The sequence below is a fragment of the Azospirillum sp. SYSU D00513 genome (assembly GCF_017356015.1).
GTDB lineage: Bacteria > Pseudomonadota > Alphaproteobacteria > Azospirillales > Azospirillaceae > Azospirillum.
Window position 1 is genome coordinate 1 of sequence record NZ_JAFIQV010000017.1, and the last position, 15,362, is coordinate 15,362.

15 protein-coding genes are annotated in these 15,362 nt (G+C 66.5%); 2 read left to right on the top strand and 13 right to left on the bottom strand.

The genetic code is table 11. From position 1 onward, the window contains the following. Positions 1-294: 294 nt before the first annotated feature. The 8 genes from JUB11_RS14140 to JUB11_RS14175 all read right to left on the bottom strand — a co-directional run bounded on the left by JUB11_RS14140 (position 295) and on the right by JUB11_RS14175 (position 7,522). Complete coding sequence (locus JUB11_RS14140; protein ID WP_207459203.1) at positions 295-1,005, bottom strand: glutamine amidotransferase; 711 nt, start codon at positions 1,003-1,005, stop codon at positions 295-297. 205 nt (positions 1,006-1,210) lie between these two features. Further along, positions 1,211-1,927 carry a hypothetical protein gene (locus JUB11_RS14145; RefSeq protein ID WP_207459204.1) on the bottom strand — a complete coding sequence of 239 codons (717 nt, stop codon included), beginning with the start codon at positions 1,925-1,927 and terminating at the stop codon, positions 1,211-1,213. A 40-nt stretch (positions 1,928-1,967) separates the two neighbouring features. Beyond that, positions 1,968-2,393 carry a hypothetical protein gene (locus tag JUB11_RS14150; protein ID WP_207459205.1) on the bottom strand — a complete coding sequence of 142 codons (426 nt, stop codon included), beginning with the start codon at positions 2,391-2,393 and terminating at the stop codon, positions 1,968-1,970. A 50-nt stretch (positions 2,394-2,443) separates the two neighbouring features. After that, positions 2,444-3,244: an SDR family oxidoreductase gene (locus JUB11_RS14155; RefSeq protein WP_247887053.1), complete on the bottom strand. Its 801-nt coding sequence runs from the start codon at positions 3,242-3,244 to the stop codon at positions 2,444-2,446. A gap of 9 nt (positions 3,245-3,253) precedes the next feature. Continuing rightward, positions 3,254-4,708 (bottom strand): catalase, encoded by a 1,455-nt coding sequence (locus JUB11_RS14160; RefSeq protein WP_207459207.1) that lies wholly within the window; start codon positions 4,706-4,708, stop codon positions 3,254-3,256. A 50-nt stretch (positions 4,709-4,758) separates the two neighbouring features. After that, positions 4,759-5,754, bottom strand: coding sequence for an MBL fold metallo-hydrolase (locus JUB11_RS14165; RefSeq protein ID WP_207459208.1), 996 nt, complete (start codon positions 5,752-5,754; stop codon positions 4,759-4,761). A gap of 111 nt (positions 5,755-5,865) precedes the next feature. Then, positions 5,866-6,696 (bottom strand): alpha/beta hydrolase, encoded by an 831-nt coding sequence (locus tag JUB11_RS14170; RefSeq protein ID WP_207459304.1) that lies wholly within the window; start codon positions 6,694-6,696, stop codon positions 5,866-5,868. A gap of 262 nt (positions 6,697-6,958) precedes the next feature. After that, positions 6,959-7,522: a cysteine hydrolase family protein gene (locus JUB11_RS14175; RefSeq protein WP_207459209.1), complete on the bottom strand. Its 564-nt coding sequence runs from the start codon at positions 7,520-7,522 to the stop codon at positions 6,959-6,961. A gap of 231 nt (positions 7,523-7,753) precedes the next feature. Here JUB11_RS14175 and JUB11_RS14180 point away from each other — a divergent pair, with 231 nt between their 5' ends. Then, complete coding sequence (locus JUB11_RS14180; RefSeq protein WP_348771428.1) at positions 7,754-8,458, top strand: aspartate/glutamate racemase family protein; 705 nt, start codon at positions 7,754-7,756, stop codon at positions 8,456-8,458. A 347-nt stretch (positions 8,459-8,805) separates the two neighbouring features. Here the strand turns inward: JUB11_RS14180 and JUB11_RS14185 are convergent, their stop codons facing one another. Next, the gene (locus tag JUB11_RS14185) at positions 8,806-9,396 is read right to left on the bottom strand and encodes a polysaccharide biosynthesis/export family protein (RefSeq protein WP_247887054.1); all 591 of its coding nucleotides are present in this window, start codon (positions 9,394-9,396) and stop codon (positions 8,806-8,808) included. A 332-nt stretch (positions 9,397-9,728) separates the two neighbouring features. On the opposite strand from JUB11_RS14185, the gene JUB11_RS14190 reads away from it, so the two are divergent. Next, positions 9,729-9,947: a hypothetical protein gene (locus tag JUB11_RS14190; protein ID WP_207459210.1), complete on the top strand. Its 219-nt coding sequence runs from the start codon at positions 9,729-9,731 to the stop codon at positions 9,945-9,947. Between the two features lie 91 nt (positions 9,948-10,038). On the opposite strand, the gene JUB11_RS14195 is transcribed toward JUB11_RS14190, so the two are convergent. From JUB11_RS14195 to JUB11_RS14210, 4 genes are all read right to left on the bottom strand, one after another. Beyond that, positions 10,039-10,908, bottom strand: a complete 870-nt coding sequence (locus JUB11_RS14195; RefSeq protein WP_348771429.1) for a WecB/TagA/CpsF family glycosyltransferase — start codon at positions 10,906-10,908, stop codon at positions 10,039-10,041. Between the two features lie 64 nt (positions 10,909-10,972). Next, on the bottom strand, positions 10,973-12,406 hold the full coding sequence (locus tag JUB11_RS14200) for a sugar transferase (RefSeq protein ID WP_207459212.1): 1,434 nt from the start codon (positions 12,404-12,406) through the stop codon (positions 10,973-10,975). A 208-nt stretch (positions 12,407-12,614) separates the two neighbouring features. Then, the gene (locus tag JUB11_RS14205) at positions 12,615-13,988 is read right to left on the bottom strand and encodes an O-antigen ligase family protein (protein ID WP_207459213.1); all 1,374 of its coding nucleotides are present in this window, start codon (positions 13,986-13,988) and stop codon (positions 12,615-12,617) included. 26 nt (positions 13,989-14,014) lie between these two features. Beyond that, positions 14,015-15,160, bottom strand: a complete 1,146-nt coding sequence (locus JUB11_RS14210) for a hypothetical protein (protein WP_207459214.1) — start codon at positions 15,158-15,160, stop codon at positions 14,015-14,017. Positions 15,161-15,362: the final 202 nt, after the last annotated feature.

The following is a 15,362-nucleotide window of genomic DNA, read 5'->3' on the forward strand; positions in this document are numbered from 1 at the left end:
GGCGGTGGCGCGCCAGCGCCAGCCTTGACGCGGGACGACCGCCCTGGCACCCAACCTTATTCCTGCTTGATCCGCATCACGGTATCTCCATACGCGCGGGATGAACCCTTTTCGGCCGAGAGCCGCGTTCAGCCCTTTTGCGCGGCGGCGGGCGCGGTTCCGAACCCGCCGGCAACCTTTCCTCGAAGGGCTCGGCAGCCGACCCGCGCCCGCTGACCAGAGGCTTGGGGCGGAAAATGCGCCTGGGATGAAGACGATCGATGATGCCTCGCCCGTCTCGGCGGGCTCCGATCGTCAGCGCCGGCCGTCCAGAGCGGACAGCCACTCCCTGATCATCCTTTCGGACGCCTCACGCAGGGCCGGCCCATAAGCGCGCGCGTCCCGCCGAAGGGCGTTCACGTCGATCCCGGCGCCCGCAAGTTCGGCGGCATGACCGACGAGCCAGCGCTCGAACCGCTCGCCGCAGTCCGCCTCGGGATGGAACTGCAGCCCGAGGATGTCACGTCCGATCGCGAAGGCCTGCTGCTCGACCAGGTCGCTGGAAGCGAGGTTCACCGCTCCCGCGGGCAGCGAATAGGTATCGCCGTGCCAATGAAGAACCGGTGTTCCTTCCAGGTGACGCAGCGGGCTTTCACCCCCGGCCGCGGTGAGGAAAACCGGCTTGAAGCCGATCTCCTTGACGCCCGACGGGAAGACGCGCGCACCGGAGGCGGCGGCGATCAGCTGCGCGCCCAGGCACAGCCCGAGCAGCGGCCGCCGGGCCTCGAGCCTCGCGGCGATGAACGCCCGTTCGGGAACCAGGAACGGGTAGAGCTTCTCCTCATAGACGCCGATGGGCCCGCCCAGGACGATCAGCAGGTCGGGGTCATGGGGGTCCCCCGGGGGGAAGTCCGGATCCCCGACATCGGTGTAGCGGACATCATAGCCCGCCTGCCGGATGGGCAAGGCGAAGGACCCGAGATCCTCGAAATGGACGTGCCGAAGCACGAGCGCGGTCTTCGTCATGGCATGCCTCTTTCTGGCGCGGACGGCGGTCGGATGCCGGTTTCGGAAAAGGGCGGCGCGTCAGCCGGGAAGGTCCGGTACGATCGCACTCGCGGCGGAAATGCGGATAGTGGGCCTGCTGTCCTCTCTCCATTTGCCTGGAGGAAGAAGCAAGCCGGTCCGCCGATGGCAGTCCGCGGACCGGCGCCCTGCCCTGCTTGCCGCCCTACTTGCCGGTGACGACCTTGCCGGGAAGGCTCAGGTTGCCCGACGCGACCTTGAACACGTCGTCGACGCAGAGCAGCGGCGAATGCAGGTCTCCGTTCACCTTGAGGCCGGCCGTGACACCGTCGAAGGATGCGCCCTTGATGCCGCCGAGCAGGGACAGCGGGATCGCGACCTCGACCGCGTCGCCCTTGAAGGTCGTGGGATAGTCCGGGCTGTCGATCAGCAGCGGGACCTTCGGCCAGGTCGGCGGAACCCGGGGCTTCCGGCCATCCGGAATGTCGGTGACCTTCAATCCGCCCTTGCACGCCTTGTCCTCGTTCAGGACGACCCAATGTGGATGCCAGACGTCGCGATTGCGTCCACCATCGGCGGCGTCGTCGAAATCCGGATGGAAGGTGACGGCAAGGGCGACGATGCCCTGGTCCTTTTCAAAGCCGATGTCGCCGCTGTTCAGCGAGGTCGGCCAGACATAGGCGTAGACGGACGAGCCCGCGAACTTGCCCGTCGCGGCGGGCTTGTCGGACCCGGCCGTGCCGCGCACGCGTGTCGTGAAGACGGCTGCGTCCTTCTTCGTGACGACGACGGTCTCGACGATGTCGAACGACGCCTTCACGGCATCTGTGGGCTTGGCCTCGATCGAGTGGGCGTTGGCCACGCCGAGCCAAGACGACAGCGTTCCGGCGACGGTCGCGCCGGTCAAAAGCTTGGCGAACATGTGCATGACTCCTGCTTTCTTCCTTGCCTGGAGGTTTGGGCTATCCTTTGTGAAACACGCCCCAAGTGGCAGCTTGGTGCGAAGGATCGGCTGCAGCGTGGTCGCGGCATTCGATGCGGATATCCTGCTGACCGAAGGCCGCGTCCACGAAAGCGCGGTGATGCGGCGTCGCCGCATCGGCGTGAGCATGGGGCCGAAAATGGCGGCAGCTCACGCACATGCGCTGGATCGGGATGGCGCCGGCGTCCTGGAGCCGCTTGATCATCGTGACCAGGGTCATCAGAAGATGCTCCTTGTCCGCCTCCGACGGCGTGCCCGTCACGCCCTCCAAGGCACCGGGCACCGGATCGCCGGCCCCGAGCGCCGCGTTACCGGCCTGGGTCAGGCAGACATGAACGGCACGCTTGTCGGGAAGCAGGACGGCCGCGACCGCGAGGATGCCGACCGCTCGCCACGGCAGGGTCATGACCTCCCTCCCCGATCACATGGGCGCCGATCACACGGCGTCCGGCCCGATCAGACGGCGCCATCCGCGGCCTTGTATCTGGCCGCGGGATTCTTGAGCGACAGATGAGGAGCCAGGGTGATCCTCGCCTTCTCCAAGTCGTTCCACAACTGGACATCCGCCAGCGACGGAATGGTGACGACTTCGCCCGCGTCGAAGCCGGCGAGCGCCGCATCGACCATGTCCCCGGCGTCCATGACCATCTCCGGCGGTATCGCCTTGATGTCGATGCCCGCGCGCTCGAAAAGCTCCGTCCGCGTGAAGCCCGGAAGCACCGCCTGCATCCGCACGCCGTGCGGTTCCAGCTCCACGGCGAGCGCCTGGGTCAGGGTGAGGACGAAGGCCTTGCTGGCGCAATAGCTCCCGTTGAACCGCTCGGGCATGAGGGCGACGACCGACGCGATGTTGATGATCGCGCCCTGGCGGCGCGCCGCGAACGCACGGGCGGCGGTGACGGTGAGCGCTTGCAGGACGTCGACGTTGAGGTGAAGCATGCCCTCGAGCGCGGCCGGCTCGGACCCGAGCACCGGCCCCTTCGGCCCGATGCCCGCGCAGTTGACGAGGAGCGAGAGCGCCCCGTCGTCCCGCAGCGTTGCCAGCACCCGCTCGCGGTCGTCGGCTCGGGTCAGATCCGCGGGCAGCGGAGTGACCGCGACTCCATGCTCCCCCGACAGCCGCTGCGCGAGCGCCGCCAGACGGTCGCGGTCGCGGGCGACGACGACGAGGTCGTGCCCCCGCCGCGCGAGCCGCTCCGCATAGACCGCGCCGATGCCGGACGAGGCACCGGTGATGATCGCCGTTCCCTTTGCCATTTCCATCTCCTATTCCGCTGCCTGGAGGGCCGGGAGCCCGAGCGCGGCCGCGACCCCCGCGCCATAGGCGGGGTCGGCCTTGCTGCAATTCTCGACGTGCCGCCGCTGGATGTGGGGCGCCGCACCCCCGAGGGAGCGGGCCGTGTTCTCGAACAGGGCCTGGCGCTGCGCCGGACCCATCAGGCGGAACAGGTTGCCCGGCTGTTCCCAATGGTCGTCGGCGACGCGGTGATCCCAATGGGCCGCCGGCCCGTCCAGCGGCAGCGGCGGCTCCCGGGCGTCCGGATGGTCGGCCCATTCCCCCCGGCTGTTGGGGGCATAGGGCGGCGTGGCGCCCAGATTGCCGTCGGTGCGCATGGCGCCGTCGCGGTGGTAGCTGTGGAAGGGGCATTTCGGCGCGTTGACGGGGATGTGGCTGAAGTTCACCCCCAGCCGGTAGCGCTGGGCGTCGCCGTAGGAGAAGAGCCGGGCCTGCAGCATGCGGTCTGGGGAGAAGCCGATGCCGGGCACGATGTTTGCGGGGGAGAAGGCCGCCTGCTCCACCTCCGCAAAGACGTTCTCCGGGTTGCGGTTCAGTTCCAGCACGCCGACCTCGATCAGCGGATGGTCGGCGTGCGGCCAGACCTTGGTCAGGTCGAACGGGTCGTGGCGGTGGAGGGCGGCCTCGGCCTCCGTCATCACCTGGATCGCAAGCGTCCAGCGCGGGAAGTCCCCGGCCTCGATGCTGTCGAACAGGTCGCGCTGGTGGGTTTCGCGGTCCCTGCCGATGGCGGCCTCGGCCTCCGCGTCCGTCAGGTTCTCGATGCCCTGCCGGCTGCGGAAATGGAACTTCACCCACACCCGCTCGTGGGCGGCGTTGATCATGCTGAAGGTGTGGCTGCCGAAGCCATGCATGTGGCGGTAGGACCGGGGAATGCCGCGGTCGGACATGACGATGGTCACCTGGTGCAGCGCCTCCGGCAGCAGGGTCCAGAAATCCCAGTTGTTGCTGGCGTCGCGCATGCCCGTGCGCGGGTCGCGCTTGACGGCATGGTTCAGGTCGGGGAAGCGCAGCGGATCGCGGAAGAAGAAGACGGGCGTGTTGTTGCCGACGATGTCCCAGTTGCCTTCCTCGGTGTAGAACTTCACGGCGAAGCCGCGGATGTCGCGCTCCGCGTCGGCCGCCCCGCGCTCTCCCGCGACCGTCGAGAAGCGCACGAAGACGGGGGTCTGCTTCCCGATCCCGGCGAAGATCCTCGCCGTCGTGTAGCGGGTGATGTCATGGGTGACCGTGAAGGTGCCGTAGGCGCCGGAGCCCTTGGCGTGCATGCGCCGTTCGGGGATCACCTCGCGGTCGAAATGGGCCAGCTTCTCGATCAGCCAGATGTCCTGCAGGAGCGCCGGCCCGCGGCTTCCGGCGGTCTGGATGTTCAGGTTGTCGGCGACGGGAGCGCCGTTGGCGTGTGTCAGGGTCGGCTTGGTCATGGCGCGGGCTCCGTGTGGAGGGGGCGTGGGGCGGGCGTGCCGGGGACCGTTCAGGAAAGGGCGACGCAGCGGTAGGCGGTGCCGTGCCGCTCGGCGATGGCGAAGCCGGGGCTGGTCCAGTGATAGCCCAGCATGCGCAGCTTCTCCGCCGCCGCCCGGTCGATCAGGCGGCGGCGCGTGGCGATGCCCTGCTCCTGGTCGGTGTCGAAGCCGAAGCGCCATCCCGGATGCTCGAACGACGCGACCACGTTGGTGATGGCGTCGCCCGTGATCAGCAGGCCGTCATCGCCCGCCAGCTCCAGCGAGATGTGGCCCGGCGTGTGGCCCGGCGTCGCCAGCACGCGCAGGCCGGGCACCGGCTCGTCCCCGTCCCGCATGCGGACCAGCCGTCCGGCCATGGCGCCGAGGTCGCGGCGGGCGCCCGGCACGAAGTCGCGCAGGCCCGGATAGCGGGCGGCCGGATCCGGTCCCATCCAGAAATCCCATTCCGCCGCGGCCACATGATGGACGGCGTTGGGGAAGGACAGGGTGCCGTCCGGCCGCAGGATGCCGCCGGAATGGTCGGGGTGGGCGTGGGTCAGCACGACGTGGGTGACGGCGCCGGGATCGACGCCGGCGGCCAGCAGATTGTCCCGCAGACGCCCGGCCGTGGCCTGGAACTTGTCCCCCGACCCGGCATCGACGAGGATCAGCGCCTCGCCGGCCCGGATCAGGGGGATGTTGACGGGAATGTCGGCCGTTCCCTGCCGCCCGCCCAGCCGCCGGATGATGTCGGCCCGCTCCGCCGGCGCGGCGTCGGGCGCGATGATGGTGTCCGGCAGGGTGATGAAGCCGTCGCTGAAGACGTCGATCTGGAACGTGCCGTGCCCGAACCGCCGCGGCGGAGCCGCCACGGCCCGCCCGGTGGCCAGCGTGCCGGCCGCCACCAGCGCGGCGGCGCCCGCCAGGAAGGATCGCCGCGCGATGGCGAACGGGTCAGGGATTTCGACCGGGTGGACCATGGCTGCCTCCGCCGTTTCGGGATGGACGGGTTTCGGACGGATCATGCGATTTTCATGACGTCCTGACCTGTGGTCAGGACTTCCGCGCCACGGGGCGCGGGGCCGCAGTCGCGGCCCTATACCGGGTTCGGAGGTCGGAATTCTCCGAACCCGGTATCAGTCCTGGAAGAAGGCCAGAAGATCGGCGTTGATCACGTCCGCACGGGTGGTCGCCATGCCGTGATCGAAGCCCTCGTAGACCTTCAGGGTGCCCTGCTTCAGCAGCTTGATGCCGAGGAGTGCCGAATCCGCTATGGGCACGATCTGGTCGTCGTCGCCGTGCATCAGGAACACCGGCACGCCGATCGCCTTCAGGTCCTCCGTGAAGTCGGTTTCGGAGAAGGCCTTGATGCAGTCATACTGGGCCTTGATCCCGCCCATCATGCCCTGCCGCCACCAGTTGTCGATCACCCCCTGCGACACGGCGGCACCCGGCCGGTTGAAGCCGTAGAAGGGGCCGGCGGGAACGTCGCGGTAGAACTGGGCGCGGTTGGCGGCCACCTGGGCGCGGAAGCCGTCGAACACCTCCAGCGGCAGCCCGCCGGGGTTCCTGTCCGACCGGACCATGACGGGCGGCACGGCGCCGATCAGCACGGCCTTCCTCACGCGGCCCGGCTCGGCCCGCGCCACATAGCGGGCGACCTCGCCTCCGCCGGTGGAATGGCCGACATGGATGGCTCCCTTGAGGTCGAGCGCGGCGGCCAGAGCCTTCACGTCCTCGGCGTAGGTGTCCATCTCGTTGCCGGTGGCCGTCTGGGTGGAGCGTCCGTGGCCGCGCCGGTCGTGGGCGATGACGCGGTAGCCCTTCGACAGGAAGAACAGCATCTGGCTGTCCCAGTCGTCGGCCGACAGGGGCCAGCCGTGATGGAAGACGATGGCCTGCGCCTCGCGCGGCCCCCAGTCCTTGTAGAAGATCTCGGCGCCGTCCCTGGTCTTGATCGTACCCATGATGCGGTCTCCTTCGGTGGAAATGCCGGCGATGGCCGGCGTGACGGGGGAAAAGGCTGCCGTGACGAGGCCGGCGGCGGTCAGGCCGATGCCGCCGGCCAGGACGTCGCGGCGGGTCGCGCCGGTGGCGGCGCGGGTCATGATGCTCTTCATGATGCAGGCTCCGATGGTCCGGCATGGGCGGCCGCCGGCCGGCCGTTCGGGCGCGGCGTGCGCGGCGGGCCGCGGACGCGACGGCGCGGGGGGCCTTCCGGCCGTGAGATCAGGCCGCGACGGCGGCCGTGCCCAGGTATTCGTCCGTGGACAGCAGCGTGGCGTAGGCGAAGCCCAGGGCCGCCATGAAGGCCGCGTGGGCGTGGGCCGCCGGCACGGTGACGCCGCCGAAGGCCAGGTCGCGGGACGCGCAGGCGTCGTGGACGACCGTCGCCTTGTAGCCGAAATCCACCGCGGCGCGGGTGCAGGCGTCCACGCACATGTGGCTCATGGCGCCGCAGATCACCACCTCCTCCACGCCCCAGCCGTCCAGCAGGCCTTTCAGCTCGGTGTCGCGGAAGGAGTTGATCTGGTGCTTCAGCACCACCGGCTCCTCCGGCCGGCTGGCGACGGCGGGATGGATGTCGGCGCCCCTGGAGCCGGGAACGAAGAAGGGCGCGTCGGCCGTGGGAAACTCGTGCCGGATGTGCACGACCGGCTCCTTCGCCGCGCGGGCGGCGGCGATCAGCCGGGCGGCGTTGGCGGCGGCGGCCTCCACGCCGGCCAAGGTCCATTTCCCGCCGGGGAAATAGTCGTTCTGCAGATCGATGACGATGAGGGCGCGCCTGGCCATTTCTCGATCCTCCGGGTTCGCGGCGTGTCTGCCTGGGACGATCATGGCGCGGCGGCGTCTCTTGCGCCTGTAAAGGGATGTAAAGGGCCGTAGAGAGTCGTAACGGCTCCGTTGCCTTTACACGGCGGGCATGACCGCCCTTTCGGCGCTTGCCGAAGCGAGGATGCGTTGACACACTCGCGCGCGACGGGCGGTCATCGCCGCCCCTGGTGTCTTGCAGGAGTGTCGTCCGTGCCGCAGAAGGTCATCGGCCTGATCGGGGGCATGAGCTGGGAAAGCTCGGCCGAATATTACCGCATCATCAACGAGCGGGTGCGCGACCGGCTGGGCGGGCTGCGCTCGGCCCGCTGTTTGATGTGGTCCTTCGACTTCGCCGAGATCGAGGCGCTCCAGCACGCGGGCCGCTGGGACGACGCCACCGCCCTGATGATCGAGGCGGCGCAACGGCTGGAGCGCGGCGGGGCCGATTTCCTGCTGATCTGCACCAACACCATGCACCGCATGGCGGATTCAGTGCAGGCGGCCATCACCCTGCCGCTGCTGCACATCGCCGATCCCACGGCCGAGCGCATCCGCGCCGCCGGGCTGCGGCGCGTCGGGCTGCTGGGCACCGCCTTCACCATGGAGCAGGACTTCTACAAGGGCCGCCTGAGCGACCGGCACGGGCTGGAGGTGCTGATCCCCGGCGACGAGGACCGCGCGCTGGTCCACCGGGTGATCTACGAGGAGCTGGTGCAGGGCCGGGTCGAGGCCGCCTCGCGCGAGGCCTACCGGGAGGTGATCGCCCGGCTGGTGGAGCGCGGCGCCGAGGCGGTCATCCTCGGCTGCACCGAGATCATGCTGCTGGTCCAGCCGGAGGACAGCCCCGTCCCCCTGTTCGACACCACGGCCATCCACGCCGAGGCCGCCGTGGAGCGGGCGCTGGCCGACCTGTAGGACCACCCGTGGCGGCGGCAAGATCCGTGTGGCGTCCGGCTCACCCTGATTGCGGGGTGATGCAGATGCAGGTGACGTGTCGCCTTCTACCGTCCGGCTGCAGCACCACTGACTCAGCCGGAAAGACGGCGGCGCTTCAACATCGCCGCTGCTCGACGCCTTGAAGGAGACCAAGCGATCCGGTCGCCCTCTTCCGCGACCCCTCCGGGACGGGGACGGGGACCGCGACCGCCGCCGCAATCCCCCCTACGCCCCCTTGAATCCGGAATTTCCGGACATGGCATCATGTGGGTGAGTTACACCCAGGCGCCTGGGGCAAGCCCGATTCAAAGCTCATGCGCGACGCTTTAGAACCGGCGCTGCAGCACGCGGATGATATCCCCCGGAAGAATCGGGGTTCGTTCCGCGGCCGCGTATTCCTTCTGCTCCCCATTCTCCAAGCGGACCAGAACGGCTTGTCCTTCACGTGCGCGATAGTCGTAGCCACCAGCCCGTGCGACTGCGCTCAGCACCGTCATACCGTTCGTGTAGGGGAATTCGCCGGGCTGGCGGACCTCGCCAAGAACATAGAAGGGACGGAAAGTTTGAATCTCGACGGCGACCTTCGGGTCCTGCAGGTAAGCGTCCCGCTGAAGAAGGCCGGCAATGCGCGCCGCGAGTTCCTTGGAAGTGACTCCGCTCGCCGAAACGTTGCCGATCAGAGGCATGGCGACATTGCCGACCGGATCGACCATGAAGTCACCGGACAGGTTCTGCTCGTTGAAGACCACGACGCGCACCCGATTGCCTGGCTCGAGCCGATACCCCTCGGCAGCATCAACGGCCTTGGTTGGCGCAACCGCGCTTGGAAACTCACCCACCGTACCGCTGCATCCCGCCAGAAGCACGGACACGACGAAGAGAGCCGACATTTTGAAACGGTCGTTGAAGATGCGCATGGCAAAGTACCAGAGTTGAAGGTGGCGCGATGTCGTCCGGTTCATAACCTGAAAGGGTTAGCCAGAACCGCTAGTTCGAATAAATCAACATTGAGGCGATTTTTCAACAGCCATGGGCGATGCCACTGTTTTGTCGTACCCGCTCCGAGGGCAGCGCGCGAGTTCTGATCCGATGTCGTGGGACCTCTTGATGAGTGGTTTCCCCTTCGCTGCTGTAAAGATAAGGAGGCGAGCATCAATGCGCGGTAAACTCATCGCTTGGCGCCACCTCATGAAACCATCATGGCGCCGCGCGCGTTTATCAGGGATCTCAACCTGACCGGCAGACCATCATGATGCGCCTTCTTGCTCCTGCCTTTGCCGCCGTGCTGCTCACCGCCTGTGCCACAGACGCACCGCCGGAGGTCGCGGAGGTGCAATGCCGCAATTTCGCACAAAGCGCCTCCTCCGATGATTTCAGCAACTACACCCGCCAACGAGTGGAGGAGGATCTCGAAATGACGAGCAGTCCGATGATGTACGAGGACATCCACGACCGCGTGTGCGACTGAGGTTCCGTTCCGGCCCGGTGTATCGAAGGCAGCGGACCGGAGGCTGACCCTGTCCTCCTGATTCCCATCAGGGACATCGGGCCGCTCCATTTTATGTGCCCGCCTTCCCGCACACCGCATTTTCAGTGATGGGAAAGCGGCGCCAACCCAACCGCTGCTGGGCCAGATACCAAAGGAAAAGGGTATTGCATCTGAGATAACGGCCGGCAAGGCGCCTGGGCTCGGTCACCATGCGGAACAGCCATTCCAGCCCGTTGCGCTGCATCCAACGGGGTGCCTGCGGCTTGACGCCCGCGTGGAAGTCGAAGGCCGCGCCAACACCGATCATGACGGGAGCCTTCAGGCGGCCAAGATGGGCCGCCATCCAGCGCTCCTGCTTCGGGGCTCCGAGACCCACCCACACGATGTCCGGCTTGGCTGCGTTGATGCGCTCGACCACGGCTTCATCCTCTGCCTCGCTCAAGGACCGAAAGGGTGGTGCGTAGGCATCAGCGATTACCAGGCCAGGGAAAGCGCTCTCCAGATTGTTGCGCAGTTTGAGCAGAACGTCATCCGTGCCACCATAAAAGAAATGCCGCCATCCCTGCTCACGCGATGCCGAGCACACCTCAAGCATGAAATCGGGGCCATACACCCTCTCGGCAGTCGCATGGCCAGCACGTCGTGACAGCCAAACGAGCGGCATTCCGTCCGTGGTCACCATGCCTGCGTCGTTGTGAATGTCCCTAAGGTTCGCATCATCTTGGCATAGAATGATTCCGTGCACCGACGTCACGCAAACATAGGTCGACGCACGTTTACCGATCCAGGACGCAATTCTTCCAACCGCTTGCTGCATGCATTGCGGGTGGACTTCGACGCCAAGTACATTGACGCTGGGCCAGGACGGGGAGCATTTTCCCTTAGAAGCGGGATGAGGGCGGTCAAGAATATCCGCAGCCTCATTTAGATTCTGTACCATTATGAAACCTCATACCGTAAAGGCGATCGCCCTATCCACGAAGGGCTTTTCCTTTGAATATCTTTCACCAAGCACCCTTACCGGTCATTACGACAAGAACGGTGCGGGCAAGTATGTGAAGATCCAGCCACAAAGACCAGTTGCGCACGTAGTAAGTGTCCATACGCTGCTGCTCGGCGAGCGTCGTCGTGTTGCGCCCAGACACCTGCCACAGCCCGGTGATGCCCGGCCGGACACGCTGACGGATCCGGCCTGCGGCGAGATCGAGGCGCTCGATGTGATAGGCCGGCAACGGGCGCGGCCCGACGAGGCTCATGTCGCCACGCAGCACGTTCCAGAACTGTGGCAGTTCATCGATGCTGAACCGGCGCATCAGATGGCCGAGAACGGGAATGATCCGAGGATCATGGCGAAGCTTCATCGATAGGCTCCAGTCGTCGCGCGCCTTCTCGGAAGAGGCGATCACCTGCTGAAGCATCGTGTCGGCGCCGACAATCATGGTGCGCAGCTTCCACAGGCGAAAAGGCCGACCGCCAAGGCCGGCGCGATCCTGCGTGTAGAAAATCGGTCCGGGAGAAACGATCGCGACGAGCAGCGCAAACAGCAGGATCACCGGGGCCGAACAGGTCAGCGCGATCGTTCCCAGGAGCAGGTCGAGCACACGCTTCAACAGTCGGTTGCCGGGAGCCAGCAGGTTGCGCTGCATCTCAAGGCCAAGATGAGCTCCAAGATCGCGCACGGAAACCCAGAGATTCTGTACATCCCCCACGCCGGGAACGAGAACCACACGCCGGTACGGAAGATGATCCGCGACCTCGGATAGGCCAACGCCATGACTCGGCAACACCACCACAGCCAAGGCGACATTGCCAACCGCCGGTTCTCCGGGCGCGGGCAGTTCCCCCTCGGCCACGGGAATCCAGCCGAGATCGTTCAGCGCCGTCAGGGAGTCCACCACTTGACGCCGCTGGACCTCCGGCCCAAGGACAACCACAGCCTCGCCCCACCACCCGCGCCGATTCAGAAAATTCCGGGCCACCGCGTCCCAAAGAGGAACGGCCAGGAGAGACAAGCCGGCCGTGGCGAGCAGGATACCACGCGACCATTGCCCTTCCTGCGCCAGGCGGTCGAACAGGATCATCGCGCCGAACCACAGCGCCGTCACCGTGACGCGCTTGCGCAGCCTCTCCACGCTCGTCTGGCCATAACCCGGATAGAGCCGCGCAAGAGCATAGGCCAGGGGAAGAAAGGCCACGGCCACGCCGACTCCGGCAAAAACACTCGGATTGATATCGATGGGGTGCCAGTGATTGGCCTGTTCGCGAAGGAGGACCGCGACGAGCAGCGCGGCTTCCAGGACCAAAAGGTCTCCAATGGCCAGAACGGCCGAAGCGAGACCGGTTGGAGGAACCTTGACGCCCCCGAGCATACGGGCGGCATCTGCTGGTGGCGAGGCCAGTAGGGCGGGCATGATGCGCCGGAGTTGCTCAACTTCCATGGGTGCGCCGACCGATGTTCAAAGCATGCCCGTCAAATTAGGTGAAAAACCATAGCCTGACACACGGCTTAGGTCAAAGGACATAAATGCGATCACGGGCGGCTTGCGCATGGAACTCTGAAAGCCAGCCCAGCGAGCTTGAACATCGGACGGCACCATTTCCCTGTACAATTTCCCGCGTCATGCACGCGGCGAAGCCGCGCCGCGGTCAGCCCTCCGCCGTGCGCCAGGATTGGGCGTAGCCGACACCAAGGAGCAAGGCGAGCGTGACGGCGATCGCCGGCATCTGCGCGCTGAAATCGACAAGACCGTGCGCTCCGGTCAGCAGGGCCGCGGCGATTGCGATGGCTGGATAGATCTGATCACGCCGCCTCGTCACCAAGCCGCGCATGCAGGTGGCGACCACGACAGCCAAGGCCAGCGCCATCATCGCGGCCGCGGGAAGCCCGAGGTCCATTGCGGTTTCAAGATGGATGTTGTGGGCGTAATCCCACACCGTGGGCGCAGGGAGCGCAGTGTCACGGTACATCCGGAACGCCGGAAGGAAGGTGCCAAGCCCATGGCCGGTCCAGGGCGCGTCCTCGATGGCGTCGACCGTCAGACGGTACAGTTCCTCACGATCATGGTCCGTGCCCTGCGCAACCGTGTAGGCAAGCCGCTCGACGGTTCCCTCTCCGCTGACGCCGACCACGCCGATCCCGAGAGCGGCAATCAGCAGCCCGACCGCGAACACCACGCGAGGACGCACCAAGCGTCCGGCCGCGACCGCTAAGAGAAGGACAAAGAGGCCGAAGCCGGTGGCAAGAAACGCTCCACGCGAATGCGAGAGCAACAACGCCGACCCGATGACCACCGCCCCCACGAGAAAGGGCAGAGCCCGCACCAGCATCGTTTCCGTGAGGTCGAAGACGCGGCGCGTTTCGCCAGGGCGCGGCGGACGCAGGGCGTGCATGAACAGCGCCGCACAGCACAGAACGCCGATGCCCGCATAAGCGCCATAAGCGTTCCTGTTCACGAACGTCGCGGTGAGGTCACCGACATATGCCCACTTCTCGATCCAAAGAATGCGTTCCCAGCCGGAAAAATGCATTGCCAACCCATAGGCGGCGTAGACACATCCCGCCACGGCCACAGCCACGATGGCCTCACGCGCCCGCGCCCGTTCCCGCCCGAGCTGGACGGCCAGCCAGAACACTCCAGCATAGGTGAACAGCCGCAGGATGGCAGCATGGGTCATCGCCGGATCGATGGACACACCGCCAGCGACGGGCAGGCCAAGCGCTTGTGCCGCCTCCCCCCACAGCGGATGCCACCACGCCAGAGGGATGAGGGGGAGCGATTGCACGAAGGCCCAGATGACCACCAGCATGAAGGGAAGAGCCACGGGCAACAGCCGCTTCAGCGGAACCGGGGCACGGGCCCTTCCTGTCAAGGAACAGGCGCACCAGACCAACAACAGAATGCCCACCGCAATGGCGAGCAGGCTCCAAGCCCATGGGCGGTTGCTGCCGAGCGGCAGCGGCGCGAGCAGGACAAGGGCAAGAAGCAGACGTAAGATCGCTGTGTTGGTCGATGCGGGCAAGGAAGACTTCCTTCGAGAATCTCCGCTCAGCTCGGGCTGGCGGTGAATATCCTGTTTTCCTGAGGGATCGGGATATTCGGCTGGTTGTTGGCCGGAGTGTTGGATTGATTGTCAGCCTGATTGTTGGACTGGCCGTTCGACTGGTTGTTGGCCACGACCAGCGGCTGCCCCGTGCTGGGATTGACGCCCGACAGGATCGTGTTGATCGCTGCGGGGTTCGCCGGGTTCGATTGATTGAGCGAATTCGTCTGCGAGGCCGTCACAAGCGTTTCGCGCACGCTGCCCGTCACGCCCGGCGCGGCGTTGACGACCGTCTGGCTGGTCGCCGCGGCATAGGCGTTGGCCATCACCCCGATCGCCGAAGCCGGCGCGGTTTGATAGACCGCTGGATTGGAAGCGATCTGCACCGAGGACTGGGCGATGGACGCTACGGCCTGGGGGTTCACCCTCTGGGCTTCCGGCTGGATGATGATGCGCGCGGCGGTCGTCGCGACCTGCATGGCCGTCTGCGGCGCGTTCTGGGTGATGGGCATCTGCTGCACGGTCTGCACCGCAGTGGCGGCGACTTGGACCGCCGCCGCCGGCGCAACCGCGAGAATGGATTCCGCCATGCTGACCGCTTGGTTGGAGACGGTCGCCGTCAAGGTGGGGTTCCCCGTGGTTGCCGCCACCTGCATGACCGCCGAGGCGAGCTGGGCGGCGCCTTCGGGCGCGGCTCTCTGGGCCGAAGGAGAGACGAAGATCCGCGCGGCCGCGGTCACGACCGACTCCGTTTGCTGCGGCGCCGACTGCTGAACACCGCTGGACCGAACCGTCTCGACTGCGGCGGCGGCGGCGCGGATTGCCGCTTGAGGGTTGGTGCTGAGCATTTGTTCGGCGGCCCGCACGACCTGACTGGCCAGGCTGGCGGCCTGCTGCGGGTTCCCGGCGCTCAAGGTATTGATCGCCTGCTGCACCGCCTGCGCATTGCCCGACAACATGGCAGCCTGCAGGGCAGGAGGCAATGCCACCCGCTCGGACCCCTGGCCCTGCATCGCATTCTGGCCCGGGTTGCCGCGGTTCTGGCTCTGCTGCTGGCCCTGCCCCTGGTTCCCCTGAGCATGCCCTGCCGACGCAAAGCCGACGCTGGCGGCCAGAACCGTTGTGGCCAGAAGGCCTTGGATCTTGTTCATGCTACCCATTCCCCATTGTCCCATCGGCGGAAAAGGCCGCCCATGATGCGACCATAGGAGGTACGATACCCCAAAAGGCAGCAAAACTTCCAGCGACTTGCACGCGTCGGCAACACCGCAGCCTGGCGGACCAGGCAGAACGAATGCCGAATTCGAACCGCATGCCGAACCGAGCCATTCCAGCGAACGTCCGAGCGTGGCG

Bases quoted from the DNA above. Each gene is read 5' to 3' on its own strand.
- JUB11_RS14140 (WP_207459203.1), bottom strand. From the start codon at position 1,005: ATGACGAAGACCGCGCTCGTGCTTCGGCACGTCCATTTCGAGGATCTC.
- JUB11_RS14145 (WP_207459204.1), bottom strand. From the start codon at position 1,927: ATGTTCGCCAAGCTTTTGACCGGCGCGACCGTCGCCGGAACGCTGTCG.
- JUB11_RS14150 (WP_207459205.1), bottom strand. From the start codon at position 2,393: ATGACCCTGCCGTGGCGAGCGGTCGGCATCCTCGCGGTCGCGGCCGTC.
- JUB11_RS14155 (WP_247887053.1), bottom strand. From the start codon at position 3,244: ATGGCAAAGGGAACGGCGATCATCACCGGTGCCTCGTCCGGCATCGGC.
- JUB11_RS14160 (WP_207459207.1), bottom strand. From the start codon at position 4,708: ATGACCAAGCCGACCCTGACACACGCCAACGGCGCTCCCGTCGCCGAC.
- JUB11_RS14165 (WP_207459208.1), bottom strand. From the start codon at position 5,754: ATGATCCGTCCGAAACCCGTCCATCCCGAAACGGCGGAGGCAGCCATG.
- JUB11_RS14170 (WP_207459304.1), bottom strand. From the start codon at position 6,696: ATGGGTACGATCAAGACCAGGGACGGCGCCGAGATCTTCTACAAGGAC.
- JUB11_RS14175 (WP_207459209.1), bottom strand. From the start codon at position 7,522: ATGGCCAGGCGCGCCCTCATCGTCATCGATCTGCAGAACGACTATTTC.
- JUB11_RS14185 (WP_247887054.1), bottom strand. From the start codon at position 9,396: ATGCGCATCTTCAACGACCGTTTCAAAATGTCGGCTCTCTTCGTCGTG.
- JUB11_RS14190 (WP_207459210.1), top strand. From the start codon at position 9,729: ATGATGCGCCTTCTTGCTCCTGCCTTTGCCGCCGTGCTGCTCACCGCC.
- JUB11_RS14195 (WP_348771429.1), bottom strand. From the start codon at position 10,908: ATGGTACAGAATCTAAATGAGGCTGCGGATATTCTTGACCGCCCTCAT.
- JUB11_RS14200 (WP_207459212.1), bottom strand. From the start codon at position 12,406: ATGGAAGTTGAGCAACTCCGGCGCATCATGCCCGCCCTACTGGCCTCG.
- JUB11_RS14210 (WP_207459214.1), bottom strand. From the start codon at position 15,160: ATGAACAAGATCCAAGGCCTTCTGGCCACAACGGTTCTGGCCGCCAGC.